Source organism: Streptomyces sp. NBC_01261 (assembly GCF_036226385.1).
Classification (GTDB): domain Bacteria; phylum Actinomycetota; class Actinomycetes; order Streptomycetales; family Streptomycetaceae; genus Streptomyces.
This window is the reverse complement of record NZ_CP108463.1, coordinates 3,509,814-3,533,742: the sequence shown is the minus strand read 5'-3', so window position 1 is coordinate 3,533,742 and position 23,929 is coordinate 3,509,814. Positions and strand designations below refer to the sequence as shown.

The window sequence follows — 23,929 nt, the reverse complement described above, 5'->3', positions numbered from 1 at the left end:
ACCTCACACCTATGGCCTCACGTCCCTCCGCAGCCAAGAAGCAGCCCGCCAAGAGGGCTGCTCCGGCGAAGAAGGCCGCTGCGAAAAGGGCCCCGGCGAAGAAGGCGGTCGCCAAGAGGACCGCGCGCCCGGCGCCCAAGCCGGCTCCCAGCCCCACCGGGGGCATCGTCAAGCTCGTGCGCGCCGTCTGGCTCGGCACCGCGCACGCCGTCGGCGCGGTGTTCCGCGGCATAGGGCAGGGCGCGAAGAACTTGGACCCGGCCCACCGCAAGGACGGCGTAGCGCTCCTGCTGTTCGGCCTCGCGCTGATCGTCGCCGCCGGCACCTGGGCGGATCTGCGCGGCCCGGTCGGCGACCTCGTCGAGATCCTGGTGACCGGCGCCTTCGGCCGTCTCGACCTGCTCGTGCCGATACTGCTCGCGGTGATCGCGGTGCGTTTCGTCCGGCACCCGGAGAAGCCCGAGGCCAACGGCCGCATCGTGATCGGCCTGTCCGCGCTCGTCGTCGGCGTGCTCGGTCAGGTCCACATCGCCTGCGGCGCGCCCGCGCGCAGCGACGGCATGCAGGCCATAAGGGACGCCGGCGGGCTCATCGGCTGGGGCGTGGCGACCCCGCTGACGTACACGATGGGCGAGGTCCTCGCCGTACCCCTGCTCGTGCTGCTCACGGTCTTCGGGCTGCTGGTCGTCACGGCCACGCCCGTCAACGCGATCCCGCAGCGCCTGCGGCTGCTCGGCGTGAAGCTGGGCATCGTCCACGACTTCGACGACCAGGACGAGTTCGGCGAGGACGACGAGCGCTACGACGAGCAGTGGCGCGAGGCGCTGCCCGCGCGCCCCCGCAAGCGCGGGAGTGCCCCCGAGGCCTACGACCCCGAGAGCGCCGAGCAGGACGCCCTCTCCAAGCGCCGGAGCCGCCCCCGACGCTCCGCCGTGCCCCAGCCCGACATGAACCGCCCCATGGACGCCGTGGACGTCGCCGCGGCCGCCGCAGCCGCGCTCGACGGGGCCGTCCTGCACGGCATGCCGCCCTCGCCGATCGTCGCCGACCTCACCCAGGGCGTACGCGTCGGAGGAGACCGCGAGGACACCACCCCGACGCCCGTACCGGCCCCCGCGGCGCGCCCCAAGCAGGAGAAGCTCAGGGCGGAGCCGGTCGGGCGCGTCGTGGCGGACCTGACCAAGGCGCCCCCGGAGGAGATGCGCGACCTGCCGCCGCGGGCCGAGCAGCTCCAGCTGTCCGGCGACATCACGTACTCGCTGCCGTCGCTCGACCTCCTGGAGCGCGGCGGCCCCGGCAAGACGCGCAGCGCCGCCAACGACATCGTCGTCGCCTCCCTCCAGAACGTCTTCATGGAGTTCAAGGTCGACGCCTCGGTCACCGGCTTCACGCGCGGGCCGACGGTCACGCGCTACGAGGTCGAGCTGGGCCCCGCCGTCAAGGTCGAGCGGATCACCGCGCTCACCAAGAACATCGCCTACGCCGTCGCCAGCCCCGATGTGCGGATCATCAGCCCGATCCCCGGCAAGTCCGCGGTCGGCATCGAGATCCCGAACACCGACCGCGAGATGGTCAACCTGGGCGACGTCCTGCGCCTGGCGGACGCGGCCGAGGACGACCACCCGATGCTGGTGGCGCTCGGCAAGGACGTCGAGGGCGGCTATGTGATGGCCAACCTGGCGAAGATGCCGCACGTCCTGGTCGCCGGAGCCACCGGTTCCGGTAAGTCGTCCTGCATCAACTGCCTGATCACGTCCGTGATGGTGCGCGCGACTCCCGAGGACGTGCGCATGGTCCTCGTCGACCCTAAGCGCGTCGAACTGACCGCCTACGAAGGCATCCCCCACCTGATCACGCCCATCATCACCAACCCGAAGCGGGCCGCCGAGGCACTCCAGTGGGTCGTACGCGAGATGGACCTCAGGTATGACGACCTCGCGGCCTTCGGGTACCGGCACATCGACGACTTCAACCAGGCCATCCGCGACGGCAAACTGAAGACTCCGGAGGGCAGCGAGCGCGAGCTCAAGACCTATCCGTATCTCCTGGTGATCGTCGACGAGCTGGCCGACCTGATGATGGTCGCGCCCCGGGACGTCGAGGACTCCATCGTGCGCATCACGCAGCTCGCGCGCGCGGCCGGCATCCACCTGGTGCTCGCGACACAGCGGCCGTCCGTCGACGTCGTCACCGGTCTCATCAAGGCGAACGTGCCCTCCAGGCTCGCGTTCGCCACCTCCTCGCTCGCCGACTCGCGGGTCATCCTCGACCAGCCCGGCGCCGAGAAACTGATCGGCAAGGGCGACGGACTGTTCCTGCCGATGGGGGCGAACAAGCCGACCCGTATGCAGGGCGCCTTCGTCACCGAGGGCGAGGTCGCGGCGATCGTCCAGCACTGCAAGGACCAGATGGCGCCGGTCTTCCGGGAAGACGTCACCGTGGGCAGCAAGCAGAAGAAGGAGATCGACGAGGAGATCGGCGACGACCTCGACCTGCTGTGCCAGGCGGTCGAGCTGGTCGTGTCCACGCAGTTCGGGTCCACCTCGATGCTCCAGCGCAAGCTGCGCGTCGGCTTCGCCAAGGCCGGGCGGCTCATGGACCTCATGGAGTCCCGGGGCATCGTCGGACCCAGCGAGGGATCCAAGGCACGTGACGTTCTTGTGAAGGCCGACGAGGTGGATGGCGTGCTCGCGGTGATCCGCGGGGAGTCTGAAGGGTAGGCGTCCGCCGAAAGGTCCGCCGAGAGGATGCGACCGTGATCCACCCGTTAGAGATCGTCGGGCAACCGTTTCCCTTTGCCGTACGTCAAGTTGAGCGAGAAGACAGATGGGGCTCCCACCATGGGGTCCGTGTCTGGCTCGCCATCGGGCGCTCCGGCCATACCGATGGCGTACAAAGTCCCACCGCCCGGTTGCCCCACCCTTCGGTACCCCCCCTAGACTGAATTTCCAGCACAGGCGGCTACACGCTCGAAAGGCGCCCCCGTGTCCATCGGCAACTCCCCTGAAGACGAGCGTCCGTTCGAAGACGGTCGTTCCTCAGACGGTCATGAGGAAGAAGCCCGCCCTTCCGTCGGCCGAGCCTTGCAGCAGGCACGCATCGCCGCCGGGCTGACCGTCGACGACGTCAGCAGTGCCACCCGGGTCCGCATCGCCATCGTGCACGCCATCGAGGCCGACGACTTCACGCCCTGCGGCGGTGACGTCTACGCCCGTGGGCACATCAGGACCCTCGCCAAGGCCGTCCACACCGATCCCGCCCCCCTCCTCGCCCGCTACGACGACGACCACGGCGGACGCCCGGCCCCGACGCCGGCGGCGCCCCTCTTCGAGGCGGAACGTATCCGCCCCGAGCGACGGGGCCCCAACTGGACCGCGGCCATGGTCGCCGCGATCGTCGCCGTGGTCGGCTTCGTCGGGTTCACGGCGTTCAAGGGCGGCGACAGCGACAGTGACGCCGCGTCACAGGTCACCCAGGGGGCCACGCCCAGCGCCAGCAAGCCCGCCGCGCCCAAGCCCTCGAACACCACCGCCACGCCCAAGTCCGACCCCTCCGACAGCGCCATCGCCGCCGCGCCGCAGGACAAGGTGACGGTCCAGGTGACCGCGGTCGACGGCCGCAGCTGGATCTCCGCCAAGGACCACAACGGCCGGATGCTCTTCGACGGACTTCTTAAGAAGGGCGAGTCCAAGACCTTCCAGGACAGCTCGAAGGTCAACCTGATCCTCGGCGACGCCGGTGTGATCCAGCTCTACGTCAACGGCAAGAAGATCGAGGACGACTTCCAGCCCGGAGCGGTGGAGCGCCTCACGTACACGAAGGGCGACCCCGAGGTCGGTTGAGACCTTGAGGCCGGTCAAGCGTCCGGTGGAGTGGTTGTTCCAAGGGGTTGGCCAAGATCGGCCAACCCCTTCGACGTGGGGTGTCAGTGGGACGAAGTAGTCTTGAGCCCATGCCTGAACGCCGTACCGTCGCACTGGTCACTCTTGGCTGCGCCCGTAACGAGGTGGACTCGGAGGAGCTCGCAGGCCGCTTGGAGGCGGACGGCTGGCAACTCGTGGAGGACGCCGAGGACGCGGACGTCGCCGTCGTCAACACCTGTGGCTTCGTCGAGGCCGCCAAGAAGGACTCCGTCGACGCCCTCCTGGAAGCCAATGACCTGAAGGGTCACGGCAGAACGCAGGCCGTCGTCGCGGTCGGCTGCATGGCCGAGCGGTACGGCAAGGAGCTCGCCGAGGCGCTGCCCGAGGCCGACGGAGTGCTCGGCTTCGACGACTACTCCGACATCTCCGACCGCCTGCAGACCATCCTCAACGGCGGCATCCACGCCTCGCACACCCCGCGCGACCGCCGCAAGCTGCTGCCGATCAGCCCCGCCGAGCGGCAGGAGTCCGCCGCCGACGTCGCGCTGCCCGGCCACGGCCCGGTCGACCTCCCGGACGGCCTCGCGCCCGCCTCGGGCCCCCGCGCGCCCCTGCGCCGCCGCCTGGACGGCTCCCCGGTCGCCTCGGTGAAGCTCGCCTCCGGCTGCGACCGCCGCTGCACCTTCTGCGCCATCCCGTCCTTCCGCGGCTCCTTCATCTCCCGCCGCCCGAGCGACGTCCTGAACGAGACACGCTGGCTGGCCGAGCAGGGCGTCAAGGAGATCATGCTGGTCTCCGAGAACAACACGTCCTACGGCAAGGACCTGGGCGACATCCGCCTCCTGGAGACGCTGCTGCCCGAGCTGGCGGACATCGACGGCCTGGAGCGCGTGCGGGTCAGCTACCTCCAGCCCGCCGAGATGCGCCCCGGTCTCATCGACGTGCTCACCTCGACACCGAAGGTCGCGCCCTACTTCGACCTGTCCTTCCAGCACTCCGCCCCCGACGTGCTGCGCTCCATGCGCCGCTTCGGGGACACCGACCGCTTCCTCGAACTGCTCGACACCATCCGCTCCAAGGCCCCGCAGGCCGGCGTGCGCTCGAACTTCATCGTCGGCTTCCCCGGCGAGACCGAGGCGGACCTGGCCGAACTGGAGCGCTTCCTGAACGGCGCGCGCCTGGACGCCATCGGTGTCTTCGGCTACTCCGACGAGGAGGGCACGGAGGCGGCGACGTACGACAAGAAGCTCGACCAGGACGTCGTCGACAAGCGCCTCGCACACATCTCCCGGCTCGCCGAGGAACTGGTCTCGCAGCGCGCCGAGGAGCGCGTCGGCGAGACCGTGCAGGTGCTGGTCGAGTCGGTGGACTCCGAGGACGGCGCCTACGGCCGCGGCGAGCACCAGGCGCCGGAGACGGACGGCCAGGTGCTCCTCACGAGCGGCGAGGGCCTGAGCGTCGGCCGTATGGTCGAGGCGAAGGTGGTCGGTACGGAAGGTGTCGACCTGGTGGCCGAGCCGCTCCTGGGCTCGCTCGCGTGTAGTGAGGAGGCGGGCAGATGACCGGAGTCCCGGCATCGGCGGCGGGCGGCACCTCCAGCGCGAACGGCGCGCCCGCGAGCGCGGGTTCCGGTGCGGCCTCCGGTGGCGCCTCTTCCGGCGCGATGTCGGGCAGTGTCTCCGGCGGTCTCCCCTCCGGGGGAGTCTCGGCCGGTGATGCCTCTTCCGGCGGTGCTCCGGCGGGTGGTGGCTCGGTTGGTAGTGCTTCGCTCGACAGCGCTTCGGTCGGTAGTGCCTCGTCCGGTGTCCTCGAGTCAGGTCTGCCCGATGGTCCGAGGCCGGCGCGCGGTGCGAAGGTCGTCGCCGCGGCCGTCAACCAGGCGAGTGTCTGGAACATCGCCAACTTCCTGACCATGCTCCGGCTGCTGCTCGTCCCCGGCTTCGTCGCGCTCATGCTGGCCGACGGCGGGTACGACCCGGCGATGCGCTCGTTCGCCTGGGCAGCGTTCGCCATCGCCATGATCACCGACCTGTTCGACGGCCATCTGGCGCGGACCTACGACCTCGTCACCGACTTCGGGAAGATCGCCGACCCCATCGCCGACAAGGCGATCATGGGCGCGGCGCTCATCTGCCTGTCCTCGCTCGGCGATCTGCCGTGGTGGGTGACCGTCGTCATCCTCGGCCGGGAACTCGGAATCACGCTGCTGCGTTTTCTTGTCATCCGGTACGGCGTCATTCCCGCGTCGCGCGGCGGCAAGCTGAAGACGCTCACCCAGGGCGTGGCCGTAGGGATGTATGTGCTGGCGCTGACGGGCTGGCTGGCCACCCTGAGGTTCTGGGTGATGGCCGCGGCGGTCGTTCTGACCGTGCTGACCGGGCTCGACTATGTGAGACAGGCCATTGTGCTGCGCAGACAGGGAATCGCCGAGCGCATGGCGGCGTCGGAGGAGACGGAAGCGTGAGTTCCACGGCCACTGAAGTGGTGCGACTACTGACGGTGAGCGGTGCGACGCTCGCTGTCGCCGAGTCGCTCACCGGTGGCCTGGTTGCGGCGGAGATCACATCGGTGCCCGGAGCCTCCAAGGCCTTCCGCGGTTCGGTCACCGCCTACGCCACCGAGCTGAAGCATCAGCTGCTCGGTGTCGACGCGACCCTGCTGGCCGAGCGGGGAGCCGTAGATGCGCAGGTGGCGGCCCAGATGGCGGCCGGTGTGCGGAAGGCGCTGGGTGCCGACTGGGGCATCGCGACCACTGGTGTGGCGGGCCCGGAGCCGCAGGACGGACAGCCCGTGGGTACCGTTTTCGTGGCCGTGGACGGGCCCTTCGGACCGGATCCGGATGCCGCCGGTGGCGGGAAAGTAGCCGCGCTGCGGTTGAACGGCGGCCGGGCGGAAATTCGTATGGAGAGTGTACGGAGCGTACTCGCGCTGCTTCTGGAGCGGCTCGTGAGCGAACAGACCGGGAATGAGCGGACACAGGATACGGAACAGAACGGGGGGTTTTGATGTTTGCAGCCCTGAGTGAACACGACATCGCTCCCCGCACGGCCGCGGCGCAAGGCGGTACGGTGGGGCGAGAAGGATGCGGCTACGCGGTCCGAGGAGGGAGCCACCGATGATTCTGCTCCGTCGCCTGTTGGGCGATGTGCTGCGTCGGCAGCGCCAGCGCCAGGGCCGTACTCTGCGCGAAGTCTCCTCGTCCGCCCGAGTCTCACTCGGCTATCTCTCCGAGGTGGAGCGGGGGCAGAAAGAGGCTTCCTCTGAACTGCTGTCCGCCATCTGCGACGCGTTGGACGTACGGATGTCCGAACTCATGCGGGAAGTGAGCGACGAGCTCGCTCTCGCCGAGCTGGCCCAGTCTGCTGCGGCCACCGGTTCTGTGCCCACGTCGGTACGTCCGATGCTGGGTTCCGTCTCGGTGACCGGTGTGCCACCGGAACGGGTGACCATCAAGGCCCCCGCCGAGGCGGTGGACGTGGTCGCCGCGTGACGCTCACGCCGACGTGACGCTGTGACTTGACCGATGAGGCGCTGACCGGCCTCAACGATGTGTGTGAGCCCCGGCCGGGGCTTCTCCAGGGAGATCTGGAGGGGTGCGGTCGGGGTTTTCGCGTTCTCGCCTGGTCGCGTTTCGCGTGGGGACGGTGGCGGGGGGCCTGGCGGGCCGGGCGTGGGTCGCTGTGGTCTGGGGCCCTGAGCGGGTGGGACGGTCAGGCGTCCTGAGCCGGAGCGGTCCGTTTGCCGGTGTGGCTCGGGCCGGTCATGGTTGAGGCGAGTGGTGCGTCCGTGTGCCGTTGATGCGCCCTTCTTGCGGGTGACCGTGACGTTCTAGCGTCGGGCTGGAGGTGGGGCCATGGCGGGGCGAATAGCTCGCAGGGGGCTCGCGCTCGGGCTCTGCGCCGTGTGGTGGTGGGCCGTGCTGCGGCTCGCGCTGACGCCGCACGCGGGAGCGCTGGAGGGGGCCGTGGCGGCTGGGGGATGGGGGCTGAGTCTGCTTCCGGTGCACTGCATGCCGAAGGCGCGGGCGGCGGGGGCTGTGGCTGCGGGGCGGTGGAGGGCGGCTTGGCGGGTGTCGGGCGATCCGTGGGTGTCGGGGGCTCCGGTCGCCGGGATGTCGCCGGTCGCTGGGGTGTCGCTGGACGGCGCTGTGACGGACGTTGGGGTGCCGGCTGAACCCGGTGCGAGGGTCGCTGAGGTGTCGACCGACCTCGGCGTGATGGACGCTGGGGTGTGGCCGGCGGGTGGACCATTGCCGGACGCCGGACCGTTGTCGGGTACCGGATCGGCGCGGGACGCCTGGCAGTCGTCTGGCACCGGATCGGGATCGGATACCTGGCAGTCGTCGGACACCGGAGCGGCGTCGGGCGTCGAGTCGGTGCCGGTTACCAAGGCATCGCGACGCCGCCGTTCGGGCGGAGGATCTGGCCCGTCGTGAACGACGACGCGTCCGACGCCAGGTGCAGCACGGCGTGGGCTATGTCCTCCGGCTCACCTACCCGGCCCAGCGGTGACAGGCGGACCATCATCGCCTCGGTACGGGCCTGTTTATCGACCTCGTGGTGGTCGGTCATGGGCGTGCGGATCCAGCCGGGCGCGACCGCGTTGACGCGGATGCCGTGCGGGCCCAGCTCTGTCGCCAATGTCTTCGTCAGCTGGACGACGGCCGCCTTGGTCACGCTGTAGCAGAGGAGTCCGGCTCCTCCGGTGTCGATCGCGCCCGACGCCATGGTGACGATGCTGCCCCCGGTGCCGCGGTCGAGCATCAGTCGGGCGGCCTCCTGGCAGGCGTACAGGACGCCCTTGAAGTTGACGTTCAGCACCCGGTCGAGATCCTCGTCCCGGGTCTCCAGCACGGTGCTGCTGTGCATGATCCCGGCGACCGCGGCCATCACGTGCAGGTCCTCGCAGGAGTCAACGGCCTGCTTCAGCTGGGCGCGGTCGGTGACGTCGAGGTGGTGGGTGCGGGCGGTGCCGCCCTTGTCCTTGATCAGGGTCGCCGTGTCGTGCAGGCCCTGCGCGTCGCGATCGGCGCAGTGCACAGTGGCACCCGCCTCTGCGAGCAGCACGGCGGATGCGCGGCCGATACCGCTGGCGGCGCCGGTGACGAAAGCGGTGCGTCCGGTGAGGTCGTACGCCTTGACGGGCATGAACCGACCGTACGAGGGTTTCTGACGGGTCGTCAATTAGTCGTACGGTGCTGAGTTCTGTGGGGTGGGGTGGTGCCCGGCGTCGGTCCTATCCGGCCGGTGCCGGTCCTATTTGGCAGGTCGGGCACCAGTAGGTGGGGCGGTCGCGGGAGCCGTCGCCCTGGTTGGCCGTGCGGATGGGGGTGCTGCAGCGGAGGCAGGGGCGGGGGGCTCGGCCGTAGACGAAGAGGTCTGGGGTGTGGGGGTGTGCGGCGGGGCGGAGGGGGGTGGTGGCGCGGGTGCGGGGCGCGGGGTGGGCTGGGACGCCGGGGCCCGAGGTGTGGGCGTCTGGAGCGCGGTGGCCTGGGGTGCCGGGGTCTGAAGCGCGGGTGCCTGGAGTGGGGTGGGTCGGGGTGCTCGGGCCTGTGGTGCGGTTTGGGTTTGGGGATTTGTTCGTGAGGGTGCTTGTGGTGTTGCGGATGGGGCGGTCGCGGTTGGCCTCCAAGAGGCGTTTGGCGATGGCGGGCAGCTTCGCGGCGCGGTCGGCGGGGAGTGCGCCGAAGGGGAGCCAGGGGGTGGCGCCGAGGAGGAAGCAGAGTTCGCTTTTGTAGATGTTGCCGATGCCGGCCAGGTTGCGCTGGTCGAGCAGCGCCTCGCCGAGGGGGCGGGCGGGGTCCGCGAGGAGGTTGGCGAGGGCCAGTTCCGGGTTCCAGTCGGGGCCCAGGAGGTCGGGACCGAGGTGGCCCACGACTCGGTTCTCGTCGGTTGTGCGGAGGAGTTCCAGTACGGGGAGGCGGTAACCGACGGCTGTGCGGTCGGCGGTGCCGAGGATCACGCGGATCTGGTGGGCCGGGCCGCCGCCGCTCCAGCGTTGGCCGTTGGCGTAGACCCTCCAGGTGCCGTCCATTCGTAGGTGCGAGTGGAGGGTGAGGCCGCCCTCGATACGGGTCAGCAGATGTTTGCCCCGGGGCGTGACGTCCAGGACGGTGCGGCCGGTGAGGTCTGCCGTGGCGTATTTGGGCACGCGGAGGTCGCTACGGGTCAGCACCTTGCCAGCGAGGGCCGCGTGGAGGCGCTTCGCGGTCTGCCAGACGGTGTCGCCTTCAGGCATGGGTCAAGGGTGGCATGGGGTACGGGGTGACGTGGGGGTTGGGGGTGTGGAGCGGATTGGAGTGAGGGGGTCGCGTCGGATGAGCAAGGGCGCGGGGTGTGGGGCGGCGCGGAATGAGACGGGGCACTGGGTGAGGGGAGCCCGCGGTGAGGGTCGGCGCGGGGGAGAGGGGCGGCGTCAGGAGAGAGGGCGCGCGAGGTGAGGGCAGGCTTGGGGTGGGAGTGGCATGGGGTGACGGGGTGTGCGAAGTGAGAGGTGGCATGAGGCAGGGGCGGCACGAAGTGAGGGTCAGCTCGGGGGCGAGCGGTGGCTCGGGGGCAAGGGGCGGCTCGGGGGCAAGGGGCGGCTCGGGCTGAGGGGTGGTTCGGGTTCGGAGGTCGCTCGGGTGAGGGTCGGCCTGGGTGAGCGGTGGCCGAACTCCGGACGGCATTGATCCCGACTCCGGACGGGCGTTGATCCGGTTCACGCGCGGAGGCGCAGGCCGCGCGGTGTCGCGATGAAGCCTGCTCCTTCCAGGAGGGTGCCGATGGGGGAGGTCAGGGCCGAGGCGCCGTTGACGCGCTCCACCGTGACCGTGCCGAGGGAACCGGCTCGGGCTGCCGCCGCGAGGGCCTCGGCCGCCGCCTGAAGGCGTGGGTCTTCGGTGGCCGTGGTGTCCGGTGCGGAGGGCCAGGCGAGCAGGGTCTTGCCGCCGCGTTCCATGTAGAGGGTCAGCTCACCCTCGACCAGCACTACGAGAGAGCCCGCCTTACGCCCCGGTTTGTGCCCGGCACCGGTCGGCGGCTCGGGCCAGGGGAGGGCGGCGCCGTACGCGTTCGCGGGGTCGGCGGCGGCCAGGACCACGGCTCGGGTGGCGAGGGAGGGGCGGCGGGGATGGTGGTTGGCGTAGGGGGAGCTGGTGTTGGCCTGGGGTGGTGGGGCGGGGAAATCGCGGGGGGAGATGTAGTCGCCGGGGGACGGGGGGTGGGAGGCGGGGGTGCGGTGGTGTCGGGAGGTGGGGGCGCCTGGGGTCGGGAGGTGGTCGTCCGGTGTGTCCAGGCTGTCGAGGTCGTCGAAGTCGGTGAACGGGCCGAAGGCGTCGGCGAAGTCGTGTACTCCCGGGGCGTCGTTTGCGCCCGGCGTGCCCGATGTTCCGGGGGAGTGGGATGTGTCGTGTCGGCCGTGGTCGGCGGGGGAGGCGTACGGGGCCTGCCGGTTGTCGGGGGCCGGCGAGGCGTAGGGATCCTGTCGGCCACCGTTGCCAGGCGAGTCGTAGGTGGCGCTCGGGGTTTCGAACGGGTCGGCGGAACCGTTGCCGGGGGCGGGTGTTGGTGAGCTGGAGCCGGTGAGGGCGCCGAAGCCGTAGGGGTCGTTGTCCGTGGGGGCCGGAGTGGGCAGGTCGTCGCCCCGGTCGCGGGCGTTGGCCACCGCGCGGAGGCGGTCCACCGCGCCGTCCATCGCGAACTGGGCCGCGCCGAGGCCTTCCACGACGTAGCCGCGCCGTGCCTGACCGTTGTCCTCGAAGGCGGACAGGACGCGGTACATCGCCGAGAAGCCGCCCTCGACGCCCTCCGCGGCGACCGCTCCCCGGATCACCACGCCGTGCCGGTCGAGCAGGGTGCGGGCCAGGGCGTGGGCGCGCACGGTCGGGTCCGGTTCGTGGGCGGGGAGCAGGGACCAGCGGCCCGCGACGGTCGGCGGACCGGTGCGGGAGGCCGGGCGCGCGGCGGCGGTGAGGGAGCCGTAGCGTCCACGCGGGACCGTGCGTTTGGCGCGGTGGGCCGTGGAACCTGCCGTACGGCCGGAGCCCAGCAGAGAGCGCATCGGGGCGAGCGTGTCGTTCGTGAGGCGGCCGGACCAGGCCAGGTCCCATACGGCATCGGCGAGTTGGGGGTCGGTGACGTCGGGGTGGGTGGTCGCGCGGATCTGGTCGGTGATCTGGCGGAAGAAGAGGCCGTAACCGCCGGAGAGGGTGTCCAGGACCGACTGGTGCAGTGCCGTGAGTTCGAGGGGGTGCGGGGGTGGGAGGAGCAGGGGGGCCGCGTCCGCCAGGTACAGGGAGACCCAGCCGTCCTTGCCGGGGAGGGAGCCCGCGCCGGCCCAGACCAGCTCGCCGGCGGAGGTGAGTTCGTCGAGCATGGCGGGTGCGTAGTTCGCCACGCGGGACGGCAGGACGAGCTTCTCCAGGGCGGACGCGGGGACGGAGGCGCCCTGCAACTGCTCGACGGCGCGCACCAGTCCGTCGATGCCGCGCAGTCCGTGACCCTTGCCGATGTGCTGCCACTGGGGGAGGAACTGCGCGAGCGCGGCCGGTGGCACCGGCTCCAACTCGTGCCGCAGCGCGGCCAGGGAGCGGCGGCGCAGGCGGCGCAGCACCGTCGCGTCGCACCACTCCTGGCCGATCCCGGCCGGATGGAACTCCCCTTGTACGACACGGCCGTTGGCCGCGAGTCGCTGCAACGCGCCGTCGGTGACCGCCACGCCGAGGCCGAAGCGGGCCGCCGCCGTGGCCGACGTGAACGGGCCGTGGGTGCGGGCGTGCCGTGCCAGGAGGTCGCCGAGCGGGTCCTTGACCGGTTCGGTGAAGGCCTCCGGGACGCCGACCGGCAACGCTGTACCGAGCGCGTCACGCAGGCGGCCCGCGTCCTCGATCGCCGCCCAGTGGTCGGCACCGGCGATACGGACCCGGATCGCGCGGCGGGCCGAGGCCAGCTCCTGCGCCCACTGCGGCGCGGCGCCCCGCTCGGCCAACTCGGCGTCGGTGAGCGGGCCGAGCATCCGCAGCAGGTCGGCGACGCCCTCGACGTCCTTGATGCGGCGGTCCTCGGTGAGCCACTGGAGTTCGCGCTCCAGCTCGGTCAGCACCTCGGCGTCGAGGAGTTCGCGCAGCTCCGCCTGGCCGAGCAGCTCGGCCAGCAGATGGGAGTCGAGGGAGAGAGCGGCGGCGCGGCGTTCGGCGAGGGGCGAGTCTCCCTCGTAGAGGAACTGGGCGACATACCCGAAGAGGAGGGAGCGGGCGAAGGGGGACGGCTCGGGGGTGGTGACCTCGACGAGGCGTACCTTGCGGGACTCCAGGTCGCCCATCAGCTCGGTGAGGCCGGGGACGTCGAAGACGTCCTGGAGGCATTCTCGGACGGCCTCCAGGACGATGGGGAACGAGCCGAACTCGCTTGCCACCTGCAGCAGTTGGGCGGCGCGCTGGCGCTGCTGCCACAGCGGGGTGCGCTTGCCCGGGTTGCGGCGCGGCAGCAACAGCGCGCGGGCGGCGCACTCGCGGAAGCGGGCCGCGAAGAGGGCCGAGCCGCCCACCTGGTCGGTGACGAGCTGATTGACCTCGCCCTTGTCGAAGGCGACGTCCGCCGCGCCTACGGGGGCCTGGTCGGCGTCGACCGCCGTGTTGAAAGGAGAGCCGGCCTTCATGGGTTCCTGGTCGAGCAGGTCCAGGCCCATCAGGTCGGCGTCGGGCAGCCGCAGGACGATGCCGTCGTCCGCGTGCATCACCTGGGCATCCATGCCGTAACGCTCGGAGAGGCGGGCGCCGAGAGCGAGGGCCCAGGGGGCGTGGACCTGGGCGCCGAAGGGTGAGTGGATGACCACGCGCCAGTCGCCGAGTTCGTCCCGGAAGCGCTCCACGACGATCGTGCGGTCGTCCGGGATGTGGCCGCAGGCCTCGCGCTGCTCGGCCAGGTACGACAGGACGTTCTCCGCGGCCCAGGCGTCGAGGCCCGCGGCGAGGAGGCGCAGGCGGGCGTCCTCCTTGGGCTGTGAGCCGACCTCGCGCAGGAACGCGCCCACCGCGCGGCCCAGTTCGAGCGGGCGGCCCAACTGGTCGCCCTTCCAGAAGGGGAGGCGGCCGGGCACGCCCGGCGCGGGGGAGACCAGGACGCGGTCGCGGGTGATGTCCTCGATCCGCCAGGAGGAGGTGCCGAGCGTGAAGACGTCGCCCATCCGGGACTCGTACACCATCTCCTCGTCCAGCTCACCGACCCGGCCGCCGCCCTTCTTGGGGTCGGCGCCGGCCAGGAAGACCCCGAAGAGACCGCGGTCGGGGATCGTGCCCCCGGAGGTGACGGCGAGGCGCTGCGCCCCGGGGCGGCCGGTGATCGTGCCGGCGATGCGGTCCCACACCACGCGCGGGCGCAACTCCGCGAACGCGTCGGACGGATAGCGGCCCGCGAGCATGTCGAGCACGGCCGTGAATGCCGACTCCGGGAGCGACGCGAAGGGCGCGGCGCGGCGGACCGTGGCGAGCAGGTCGTCGACCTGCCAGGTGTCCAGCGCCGTCATCGCGACGAGCTGCTGGGCGAGGACGTCCAGGGGGTTGGCGGGGACCTTCAGGGACTCGATGGAGCCGGTGCGCATCCGCTCGGTGACCACGGCGGCCTGGACGAGGTCGCCCCGGTACTTGGGGAAGACCACACCCGTGGAGACCGCGCCGACCTGGTGTCCCGCGCGGCCCACGCGCTGGAGGCCGGAGGCCACGGAGGGCGGGGACTCCACCTGGATGACGAGATCGACGGCGCCCATGTCGATGCCGAGTTCCAGACTCGACGTGGCTACCACTGCCGGGAGTCGGCCCGCCTTGAGGTCCTCCTCGACCTGGGCGCGCTGCTCCTTGGAGACCGAGCCGTGGTGGGCGCGGGCGATGACAGCGGGCGCGCCCTGGGCGGCGCCTGAGCCGCCCATCAGCTCGGCCGGTGCGTGGTGTTCGTCCAGGGGCTCGCCGGTCGTGCGCTCGTAGGCGATCTCGTTGAGCCGGTTGCACAATCGCTCCGCGAGGCGGCGGGAGTTGGCGAACACGATCGTTGAACGATGGGACTGGACGAGGTCGGCGATGCGCTCCTCGACATGCGGCCAGATCGAGGGCTTCTCCGCGCCCTCCTTGCCGTCGGCCACCGGGGAGCCGCCCAACTCGCCCAGATCCTCGACCGGGACGACCACGGAGAGGTCGAACTCCTTGCCGGACTTCGGCTGGACGATCTCCACCTTGCGGCGCGGGGAGAGATAGCGGGCGACCTCGTCGACCGGGCGGACGGTCGCCGAGAGGCCGATACGGCGGGCCGGCCTCGGCAGCAGCTCGTCCAGCCGCTCCAGGGACAGGGCGAGATGCGCGCCCCGCTTGGTGCCCGCGACCGCGTGCACCTCGTCCAGGATCACCGTCTCGATGCCCGTCAGCGCGTCGCGTGTGGCCGACGTCAGCATCAGGAACAGGGACTCCGGGGTGGTGATCAGGATGTCCGGCGGGCGAGTGGACAGCGCGCGGCGCTCGGCGGGCGGGGTGTCGCCGGAGCGGATGCCGACCTTGACCTCGGGCTCGGGCAGACCCAGGCGGACGGACTCCTGGCGGATGCCGGTCAGTGGGGAGCGGAGGTTGCGCTCCACGTCGACCGCGAGGGCCTTGAGCGGAGACACGTACAGGACGCGGCAGCGCTTCTTCGGGTCGGCGGGTGGGGGCGTCGCGGCGAGCTGGTCCAGGGCGGCGAGGAAGGCGGCCAGGGTCTTGCCGGAGCCGGTCGGGGCGACCACCAGCACGTCCGAGCCCTCGCCGATGGCCTGCCACGCGCCCGCCTGGGCCGCGGTGGGCGCGGAGAAGGCCCCCGTGAACCAGCCGCGGGTCGCGGGGGAGAAGCCGTCGAGGGCTCGATGTGCGGAGCTGACCATGCGTCCATCCTGCACCCGACCACTGACAATGCGTCTGACCTGCGGGGATTCCGCGACGGTGGCTCGCGGAATCGTTTCGGTCCTCACTGGCCGCCGTGGCCAGGAATCGTTTCGGCGGCTTCCGGTCGCCGTGAGCGGGACCGCGTCGTTCCGCCGCCCTGGCGGAGAATGGCCGTATGACAGGTTCGGGCGAGCTGGCGCGGCATTGGCAGTACACGGAGCTGCCCGGCGTCGACCTGCTGCGGGCCCGGTACATCCGCAAGACGTTCGTGCGGCACACGCACGAGAACTTCGTCATCGCCGCCATCGCGGACGGCGTCGAGGTGTTCCACCACGGTGGGGGCGATGTGTCCGCCGGGGCGGGAGCGCTCGCGCTGGTCAATCCGGACACCCCGCACACCGGCCGGGCGGGCGTGCCCGAGGGCTGGCGGTACGGGGCTGTCTATCCGTCGCCCGAAGTGGTGGCCGCGATAGCCGCCGAGACCACCTCGATCCGTGGCACTCCCGGTTTCATCAGGCCCGTGCTCGACGATCCCTACACCGTCGGGCTCGTCCATCAGATCCTGCGCGCGGCCGACGAGGGCAACGCGCTCGCCGCCGACACCCTGCTGCGGGTCGCCGTCACCAGACTGCTCCGGCTGAACGGCGGACCCCTGCCGCAGCGCGCCGTGCCCACGGCAGGCGGCCGGGTCGCCGCACGCGCGCGTGCCGTGCTGGAGGAGCGGATGGCGGAACCGCCCACCCTGGAGCGGCTCGCCGGGGATCTGGGGACCAGCCCCTTCGCGCTGCTGCGCGCGTTCCGGGGCGCCTACGGGATGCCGCCCCACGCCTGGCTGACCGACGCCCGGGTGCGGGAGGCACGCCGCCTCCTGGACGCGGGCACGGCGCCCGCGGAGGCGGCCGTCGCCGTCGGGTTCACGGACCAGCCGCACCTCAACCGGCACTTCGCCCGGATCGTGGGCGTGCCCCCGGGCGCGTACCAGCGGGAGCGCAAGAACGTACAAGACGTGGGACACCGGCTGCTCGTACCGTCCGACACGTGGCAGAACAGATCGCTTCAGAAGACATACGCGCCGGAGCGGGAGGAGAACTGGAGTCCAACCCAGGGGAAAAGCCGGACTCCGCCGTCGTCCGGGACGCCCTCGGCGTCGGGGTCGCCGTAGGGCTGTCCGGGTTCGCCTTCGGGGTGACCTCGGCCGGTGGCGGGCTCACCCTGCTGCAGACCTGCGCCCTCAGCCTCCTGGTGTTCACCGGCGCGTCCCAGTTCGCGCTCGTGGGAGCGCTCGCGGCCGGCGGCAATCCGCTCACCGCGGCGGCGGGAGCCTTCTTCCTGGGCGTGCGCAACACCTTCTACGGGCTGCGGCTGTCGCAGTTGCTGGCCCTCCCGCGCGCGGTACGGCCGTTCGCCGCCCAGTGGATCATCGACGAGACGACGGCCGTCACCCTCGCGCAGCCCACGCGGCGTGCCGCGCGGATCGGCTTCACCGTCACCGGGCTCACCCTGTACCTGCTGTGGAACCTCACCACGCTGCTCGGCGCCCTGGGCGCCAAGGCCATCGGGGACACCGACGCCTGGGGTCTCGACGCGGCCGGGCCCGCCGTCTTTCTGGCGCTGCTCGCGCCCATGCTCACGACCACCACCGAGCGTGCCGTCGCCGCACTCGCGGTCCTCCTGGGACTGGGGCTGCTACCCGTGCTGCCGGCCGGTGTGCCGGTCCTGGCGGCGGCTCTCGCGGCGCCGATCGCCCTCTACGTAGAGGGCCGTCGGCAGGGCGGGGCGCGTAACGACCCACCAGAAGAAGGCAGTTACGACGCACAGGACGCACAGGAGGAAGACCGTTGACCGTCTGGATCGCGGTCGTGGCGACCGCCCTCGGCTGCTACATCGTCAAGCTCGCCGGACTGCTGGTGCCAGCGGGCGCCCTTGAACGGCCGCTGGTGCGGCGGCTCGCCGCACTGCTGCCGGTCGCCCTGCTCGCCGCGCTCACGGCCCAGCAGACCTTCGCCGACGGGCACGCGCTCGTGCTCGACGCTCGGGCCGCGGGGCTCGCGGCGGCCGCCGTGGCGCTGGTGCTACGGGCACCGTTCCTGCTCGTCGTCGCGGCGGCCGTGCTGGTGACGGCGGGCGTACGGGCCATCGGCGGCTGAGGCGACCCGGGGTCAGCCCACGGAGCGGCCGTACGCCTTCAGGGTGCGCAGTGCCTGGATCGTCACCATGGGGCGTGCCTCCAGGGAGATGCCCGGCGCCCACTGCCGCCAGCGGATCGGCCAGCCGCCGTCCTCCCGCTGATCGCTCGCCAGGTGGTCCAGGGAACGGGCCATCTCGTCGTCCGTGAACCACGCGCGCGCGAGGGAACTCGGCGTCTTCGCGTAGTCGTACGGGAAATGGTGCTCGCCCGGCGCGTACCCGGGGGCGACCGGACAGGCCTCCAGGTGCTCCGGGTCCAGGGCGGTGAGCCGGTGCTCGCGCACCAGGCGGCCGAGGCGGTCGGCGGCGGCCTCCGCGCGCGGGCGGTCGGGTGCCGAGTCCAGGAAGGCCACGGCGGCCTCGATCTCGTACGGGTGCGACTTCTCCAGGGAGTCGACGGCCTGCCAGCAGAAGTCGGTGGCCCGGAACAACCAGGCGTGCCACACCTCGTTGCGGTGCAGCAGGCCCACCACCGGCCCGGTGGCGAGGAGTTGGCTGGGCGGGTCGTCCACGATCGGCACGAAGGGTGCCGTCGGATACCCGCGCTGGCCGGGAAGGACCGTCGGCAGGGCGCCGTCGGCCGTGGAGGCCGAGGTCAGATAGCGGCACACGCGTTCCACCCGCTGCCCGCCGCAGCGCCCGACGGCGTCCAGGACGCGCAACGCGTGACCGGTGTGCAGCGGCTGGCTCACCGGGCCGCGCAGATCGGGTTCCAGCGCGTGCCCGTAGCCGCCGTCCTCGTTGCGGTAGGCGTCCAGCGCCGTCTCCACCGGATCGGGTTCGCCGTTGAGGAAGTGGTACGCGAAGAGGCGCTGCTCCAGCACGCGCGCGGTGAGCCAGACGAAGCGCTCGGCGCGGAAGAGCGGGGAGTGCGCCGGGGGCGTCGGGGGGAGTGGGGAAGCTCCTGTTTCGGCCATGCGTCAGACCGTAGGACGGAAAGCGGTCTCCGCAAGGGGTCCCGACCTGGTCCCACTCTCAGGGGCGGGATACTGGTGTCATGCGGTTGACGGTCTTCTGGCAGCGGATGACGGAGCACTTCGGCGCGGGATACGCCGAGAGCTTCGCGCGCGATCACGTGATGACGGAACTCGGCGGGCGGACCGTGGACGAGGCGCTGGACGCGGGCTGGGAGGCCAAGGACGTATGGCGCGTGGTCTGCGACGTCATGAACGTTCCGAGCCAAAGCCGCTGATCTTCCGCGGGAAAGTCGCTGATCGGTCACGAAGATCGACGGCGGTGACCGGTTGTCAGTGGCGTAGGCGAGACTTGCACCGTGGCAGTCACTGACGAGACCGGGCACAACGCCCAGCAGACATCCCCGATCGGTGCGACGCCGCCGACCCGGCCCCCGGCCGACGGCGCCGCGCCGGGCCCGGGCATGCCGCGCTGGCTGCCCCGCGCCATGGTGCTGGCGCTCGCCCTCGTCGCCGTGTTCCAGCTGGGCAGTTGGGCCTTCCACCAGCTCATCGGGCTGCTGATCAACATCCTCATCGCGTTCTTCCTGGCCCTCGCCATCGAGCCCGCGGTGAGCCGGCTGGCCGCCTACGGCATGCGCCGGGGGCTGGCCACCTTCCTGGTCTTCCTCGGCCTGCTGATCGTGAGCGCCGGGTTCATCACCCTCCTCGGGTCGATGCTCGCCGGCCAGATCATCAAGATGATCGAGGACTTCCCGGACTACCTCGACTCCGTCATCAACTGGATCAACACGCACTTCCACACCGACCTCAGACGGGTCGACATCCAGGAGGGGCTGCTCCACTCCGACTGGCTGCGCAAGTACGTGCAGAACAGCGCGACCGGAGTGCTGGACGTGTCCACCCAGGTGCTCGGGGGCCTCTTCCAGCTGCTGACGATCGGTCTGTTCTCGTTCTACTTCGCCGCCGACGGGCCGCGGCTGCGGCGCGCGCTGTGCTCCGTACTGCCGCCCGCCCGGCAGGCCGAGGTGCTGCGCGCGTGGGAGATCGCCGTCGACAAGACGGGCGGCTACATATACTCCCGCGGTCTGATGGCGCTGGTCTCCGGAGTGGCGCACTACATCCTGCTGCAGGCGCTGGGCATCCCGTACGCGCCCGTGCTCGCCGTCTGGGTGGGTCTGGTCTCCCAGTTCATCCCGACCATCGGCACGTATCTCGCGGGCGCCCTGCCCATGCTGATCGCCTTCACCGTGGACCCCTGGTACGCGCTGTGGGTGCTGATCTTCGTCGTGGTCTACCAGCAGTTCGAGAACTACATGCTCCAGCCCAAGCTGACCGCGAAGACCGTCGACATCCACCCCGCGGTCGCCTTCGGCTCGGTCATCGCGGGCACCGCGCTCCTGGGTGCCGTGGGCGCGCTGATCTCCATCCCGGCCGTCGCCACGCTCCAGGCGTTCCTCGGGGCGTATGTGAAGCGGTACGCCGTCACGGACGACCCCCGGGTCCATGGACACCGGACCGCCCGAGAATCCGGCGGGCCCGGCCTGGTGACGCGCGTGCGACGGGTGTGGGAGCGGCGACAGGGGGCGGAGGAACCCACAGCGGTCGACTCCGCCGGCACCAGCGATTCCGCCGCTACGACCTCCGCCACTACGACCGACTCCGCCACAGCCGACTCCCGGCCGACCGATCCGGAGCCGACCGACTCCGAACCGAAGAGCCCCGGAGAGGGCTCCTCCGGCTCCTCCTGAGGGATGATCCGGCGAGAACATCGGGGCGTCGCGGTCAGTACGTGAGCACCGCCCACACCCCGGCCCCGGCCACGGCTACCACGTAGCAGCCGACCGCGACGGTCACGGTCCGCCGCCGTACCGCCTCGCTCCAGGTCGTGCGGGACAGCAGCCAGGCCAGCGTCGGCAACACCAGGACGGCGTGCAGGCTCACCCCGTGCAGTGGCTTGAGCGGGGCCGTCGAGTGGTACGCCGCCTCCTGGTGACCGGTCCGGGCGAGAACCACTCCGCGCGCGATCATCGCGGCACCCGAGGCCAGCGCCACGAGCAGGATCGCGAACCCGGAACGCACCGCGAGCGCCATCCCCGTGGGCCCCGTCGGTCGGTGCCGGAAGGACGCAACCGCGAACACGGTGAGCAGCACGACGAGGACACCGCCGCCCACCGCGAGCGTCATGGACACCGCCGTGTCGAAGGGCGTCTCCATGTCGAGGTGCGACGGCACCCGGCGCCACGCCTGGAGGGTGATGCCGCCGACCTCGACGACACAGTCGGCGGCGAACACGACGAGCAGCACGGTACGCAGCCGGGCCCCGACACGCAGGTACGACGTGACCCAGGTGACCGCGATCAGCGTCGCCCCGAAGGAGAGCCCGAACGTGACGGGCTTGCGCCAGGAGACGGGCCCGTACCAGGGGCCGCCGTCGACCGCGAACACCCCCAGGTGCACCAGCCCGGAGAGGATCAACAGGGCGCCGGTCACGTGGCAGAGACGCTCGGCGGGGCGTACGTCGGTCTTCAGGGTCCGAGTCATGGCCCGAGCCTCGCGGGAACGCGCCGCGCAGTCGTCGTACGCCCGAAGGCACCCGCCGTACGACGGAGGAAGTAGTGCTCCCAGGCGTGCGGCGATGAGTTTCGGGGGCGCGCCGGGTCCATAGAGGTGAGAGCCGCCCGGAGTCCGCGGAACGGTGACCCCCGAAGTGAGGATCGATCATGTCCACCGCAAAGGCCCCGCAGAGCGTCGAGACCACGCCCGCCCAGCAGTTGGCGGACACCGAACCGCAGACCGCCGCGGGCAAGGTGCTGTGGCACTTCACGATGTCGCTGGACGGGTTCGTGGCCGGGCCGGACCACGCGATGGACTGGATGACGGGGTTCTCGTTCCGGGCCGGCCTCGTCGAGGAGTACGCCGCTACGACCGGTGCCGTACTGGGCGGCCGGGACGGCTTCGACGCCTTCCCCGATGCCGGCAGCGTCTACGGGGGTGCGTGGCAGGGGCCGGTGTTCGTCCTCACACATCACCCCGACGACGCGCCGCCCGCCCTCGGGGTGACCTTCCTGGACTGCGATGTGGCCGACGCCGTCCGTATCGGGCTGGCGGCCGCCGGGGGCAAGAACCTCGAAGTGCTCTCGCCCACGATCGGCCGACAGCTCCTGGAGCGCGAACTGATCGACGAGATCGACCTGCACATCGTGCCGGTGCTGCTCGGCGACGGCATCCGGCTCTACGACAACCCCGGCGGCGTCCCGGTCCGGCTCGGGCTCCTGAACGGTGATGACCACGCGGCCGCGGTGAACGTGCGCTGTCGGCCGGTCGGGACGTGATCGTCCTGTGGCATCAAGGTACGAGGGCGTGCCGGGGAGCCCGACGGTTCGGCGGCGCGCGCGACGCTCGCGGAGGTTCCTACTGGTAGCAGTTTCCGCTGCACAGGATGGTGACGGTGCCCCTCTCGCCGGCCGAGGTGATCGCCGTGCCCTGCGCCGGTGCGGGGTGGTGCACACGGCTGGTCTCCCAGGGCATGGGTGCGGCCGACGCCGCCGGACTCATGATGCCGACGGCCGCCATGGCCAGCACGGCCGCGATCCCCGCGCGCTTCCACATCTTCATCGGGTTCTCCCATCATCGGTTGCCGTTGGCTGCCGTCAGTCAACGGGCCCGACCCCCGGCACGGGAAGGATTTCCATGTCCTTCGAAGCGTCGCCACGGCGTGGGCGTCACGGGACATCGATGACGCGAGTGCCGCGTGGTGCGCTTGACATGAAAATCGAACATCCATTCTCATGGAAGTTCCGGCGAGGCCATGACGGGCATTTCGGCAGGCTTTTGATGGCGAAGTGTCCGAGTTATCCACAGGCTGGGCGGGCGTCGGGACGCATTGTCAGTGGCAGGCGTTAGCGTCTTTGACGTGAAGCGATCGACTCAAGCAAACCGGGTGGAACCCATGGCAGGAACCGACCGCGAGAAGGCGTTGGACGCCGCACTCGCACAGATTGAACGGCAATTCGGCAAGGGCGCGGTGATGCGCCTCGGCGAGCGGCCGAACGAGCCCATCGAGGTCATCCCCACCGGGTCGACCGCACTGGACGTCGCCCTCGGTGTCGGCGGTCTGCCGCGCGGCCGAGTGGTGGAGGTCTACGGCCCGGAGTCCTCCGGCAAGACGACCCTGACCCTGCACGCGGTGGCGAACGCCCAGCGGGCCGGCGGCCAGGTCGCGTTCGTGGACGCGGAGCACGCCCTCGATCCCGAGTACGCGAAGAAGCTCGGCGTCGACATCGACAACCTGATCCTGTCCCAGCCGGACAACGGCGAGCAGGCCCTGGAGATCGTGGACATGCTGGTCCGCTCCGGCGCCCTCGACCTCATCGTCATCGACTCCGTCGCGGCACTCGTCCCGCGCGCGGAGATCGAGGGCGAGATGGGCGACAGCCACGTCGGTCTGCAGGCCCGTCTGATGAGCCAGGCGCTCCGCAAGATCACAGGCGCGCTCCACCAGTCCGGTACCACCGCGATCTTCATCAACCAGCTCCGCGAGAAGATCGGCGTGATGTTCGGCTCCCCGGAGACCACGACCGGTGGCCGCGCGCTGAAGTTCTACGCCTCGGTGCGACTCGACATCCGTCGTATCGAGACCCTCAAGGACGGCACCGACGCGGTCGGCAACCGCACCCGCGTCAAGGTAGTCAAGAACAAGGTCGCGCCGCCCTTCAAGCAGGCCGAGTTCGACATCCTCTACGGCCATGGCATCAGCCGCGAGGGCGGCCTGATCGACATGGGTGTGGAGAACGGCTTCGTCCGCAAGGCCGGCGCCTGGTACACGTACGAGGGCGACCAGCTCGGCCAGGGCAAGGAGAACGCGCGCAACTTCCTCAAGGACAACCCCGACCTGGCCAACGAGATCGAGAAGAAGATCCTGGAGAAGCTGGGCGTGGGCGTCCGTCCGGAGAAGGACAAGCCCACCGCCGAGCCGACCGCGGACGCGGCGGTCCCCACCGCCACGGACGACGCCGCCAAGGCGGTGCCCGCTCCGGCCGCGGCCAAGACCACCAAGGCCAAGGCCACGGCAGCCAAGAGCTGAC

19 protein-coding genes are annotated in these 23,929 nt (G+C 71.0%); 13 read left to right on the top strand and 6 right to left on the bottom strand.

The genetic code is table 11. From position 1 onward, the window contains the following. Window positions 1-11: 11 nt before the first annotated feature. From OG226_RS15100 to OG226_RS15075, 6 genes are all read left to right on the top strand, one after another. Window positions 12-2,720: a DNA translocase FtsK gene (locus OG226_RS15100; protein ID WP_329349222.1), complete on the top strand. Its 2,709-nt coding sequence runs from the start codon at window positions 12-14 to the stop codon at window positions 2,718-2,720. A gap of 264 nt (window positions 2,721-2,984) precedes the next feature. Then, entirely contained in the window at window positions 2,985-3,842 is an 858-nt protein-coding gene (locus tag OG226_RS15095; RefSeq protein ID WP_328678161.1) for a helix-turn-helix domain-containing protein, read from the top strand. 110 nt (window positions 3,843-3,952) lie between these two features. Further along, complete coding sequence (rimO, locus tag OG226_RS15090; protein WP_327400882.1) at window positions 3,953-5,425, top strand: 30S ribosomal protein S12 methylthiotransferase RimO; 1,473 nt, start codon at window positions 3,953-3,955, stop codon at window positions 5,423-5,425. Next, a complete protein-coding gene (gene pgsA / locus OG226_RS15085; protein WP_328678158.1) occupies window positions 5,422-6,327 on the top strand; it encodes a CDP-diacylglycerol--glycerol-3-phosphate 3-phosphatidyltransferase in 906 nt (301 codons plus the stop codon). The genes rimO and pgsA overlap by 4 nt, the downstream gene beginning before the upstream one ends. Further along, window positions 6,324-6,869, top strand: a complete 546-nt coding sequence (locus tag OG226_RS15080; RefSeq protein ID WP_328678156.1) for a CinA family protein — start codon at window positions 6,324-6,326, stop codon at window positions 6,867-6,869. Before pgsA ends, OG226_RS15080 begins: the two co-directional genes overlap by 4 nt. A 109-nt stretch (window positions 6,870-6,978) precedes the next feature. Beyond that, window positions 6,979-7,353 (top strand): helix-turn-helix domain-containing protein, encoded by a 375-nt coding sequence (locus OG226_RS15075; RefSeq protein WP_019060943.1) that lies wholly within the window; start codon window positions 6,979-6,981, stop codon window positions 7,351-7,353. 892 nt (window positions 7,354-8,245) lie between these two features. Here OG226_RS15075 and OG226_RS15065 read toward each other — a convergent pair. The 3 genes from OG226_RS15065 to OG226_RS15055 all read right to left on the bottom strand — a co-directional run bounded on the left by OG226_RS15065 (window position 8,246) and on the right by OG226_RS15055 (window position 15,740). Beyond that, window positions 8,246-9,010: an SDR family NAD(P)-dependent oxidoreductase gene (locus OG226_RS15065; protein WP_328678152.1), complete on the bottom strand. Its 765-nt coding sequence runs from the start codon at window positions 9,008-9,010 to the stop codon at window positions 8,246-8,248. Between the two features lie 88 nt (window positions 9,011-9,098). Further along, the gene (locus tag OG226_RS15060; RefSeq protein ID WP_329349221.1) at window positions 9,099-10,100 is read right to left on the bottom strand and encodes a DNA-formamidopyrimidine glycosylase family protein; all 1,002 of its coding nucleotides are present in this window, start codon (window positions 10,098-10,100) and stop codon (window positions 9,099-9,101) included. 462 nt (window positions 10,101-10,562) lie between these two features. Then, entirely contained in the window at window positions 10,563-15,740 is a 5,178-nt protein-coding gene (locus OG226_RS15055) for an ATP-dependent helicase (RefSeq protein WP_328678148.1), read from the bottom strand. Between the two features lie 176 nt (window positions 15,741-15,916). Here OG226_RS15055 and OG226_RS15050 point away from each other — a divergent pair, with 176 nt between their 5' ends. From OG226_RS15050 to OG226_RS15040, 3 genes are read left to right on the top strand one after another with little or no spacing between them, the layout of a single operon-like run. Next, window positions 15,917-16,903, top strand: a complete 987-nt coding sequence (locus tag OG226_RS15050) for an AraC family transcriptional regulator (protein WP_328678147.1) — start codon at window positions 15,917-15,919, stop codon at window positions 16,901-16,903. Further along, window positions 16,807-17,583 (top strand): AzlC family ABC transporter permease, encoded by a 777-nt coding sequence (locus OG226_RS15045; protein ID WP_328686314.1) that lies wholly within the window; start codon window positions 16,807-16,809, stop codon window positions 17,581-17,583. The genes OG226_RS15050 and OG226_RS15045 overlap by 97 nt, the downstream gene beginning before the upstream one ends. Continuing rightward, window positions 17,580-17,888 (top strand): AzlD domain-containing protein, encoded by a 309-nt coding sequence (locus OG226_RS15040; protein WP_328678146.1) that lies wholly within the window; start codon window positions 17,580-17,582, stop codon window positions 17,886-17,888. Before OG226_RS15045 ends, OG226_RS15040 begins: the two co-directional genes overlap by 4 nt. A gap of 12 nt (window positions 17,889-17,900) precedes the next feature. On the opposite strand, the gene OG226_RS15035 is transcribed toward OG226_RS15040, so the two are convergent. Next, window positions 17,901-18,845: a hypothetical protein gene (locus OG226_RS15035; RefSeq protein ID WP_328678145.1), complete on the bottom strand. Its 945-nt coding sequence runs from the start codon at window positions 18,843-18,845 to the stop codon at window positions 17,901-17,903. A gap of 80 nt (window positions 18,846-18,925) precedes the next feature. On the opposite strand from OG226_RS15035, the gene OG226_RS15030 reads away from it, so the two are divergent. Both OG226_RS15030 and OG226_RS15025 read left to right on the top strand, forming a co-directional pair. Beyond that, window positions 18,926-19,120 (top strand): DUF3046 domain-containing protein, encoded by a 195-nt coding sequence (locus OG226_RS15030; protein ID WP_327400872.1) that lies wholly within the window; start codon window positions 18,926-18,928, stop codon window positions 19,118-19,120. An 81-nt stretch (window positions 19,121-19,201) separates the two neighbouring features. Next, on the top strand, window positions 19,202-20,593 hold the full coding sequence (locus OG226_RS15025; RefSeq protein ID WP_443044665.1) for an AI-2E family transporter: 1,392 nt from the start codon (window positions 19,202-19,204) through the stop codon (window positions 20,591-20,593). A 34-nt stretch (window positions 20,594-20,627) separates the two neighbouring features. Here the strand turns inward: OG226_RS15025 and OG226_RS15020 are convergent, their stop codons facing one another. Then, a complete protein-coding gene (locus tag OG226_RS15020) occupies window positions 20,628-21,386 on the bottom strand; it encodes a hypothetical protein (RefSeq protein ID WP_328678143.1) in 759 nt (252 codons plus the stop codon). A gap of 179 nt (window positions 21,387-21,565) precedes the next feature. Between OG226_RS15020 and OG226_RS15015 the strand changes: the two genes are divergently transcribed. After that, the gene (locus OG226_RS15015; protein ID WP_328678140.1) at window positions 21,566-22,177 is read left to right on the top strand and encodes a dihydrofolate reductase family protein; all 612 of its coding nucleotides are present in this window, start codon (window positions 21,566-21,568) and stop codon (window positions 22,175-22,177) included. Between the two features lie 79 nt (window positions 22,178-22,256). Here OG226_RS15015 and OG226_RS15010 read toward each other — a convergent pair whose 3' ends face one another. Then, window positions 22,257-22,460 carry a hypothetical protein gene (locus tag OG226_RS15010; RefSeq protein ID WP_328678138.1) on the bottom strand — a complete coding sequence of 68 codons (204 nt, stop codon included), beginning with the start codon at window positions 22,458-22,460 and terminating at the stop codon, window positions 22,257-22,259. A 334-nt stretch (window positions 22,461-22,794) separates the two neighbouring features. Between OG226_RS15010 and recA the strand changes: the two genes are divergently transcribed. Further along, window positions 22,795-23,928 (top strand): recombinase RecA, encoded by a 1,134-nt coding sequence (gene recA, locus OG226_RS15005; RefSeq protein WP_328678136.1) that lies wholly within the window; start codon window positions 22,795-22,797, stop codon window positions 23,926-23,928. Window position 23,929 lies beyond the last annotated feature (1 nt).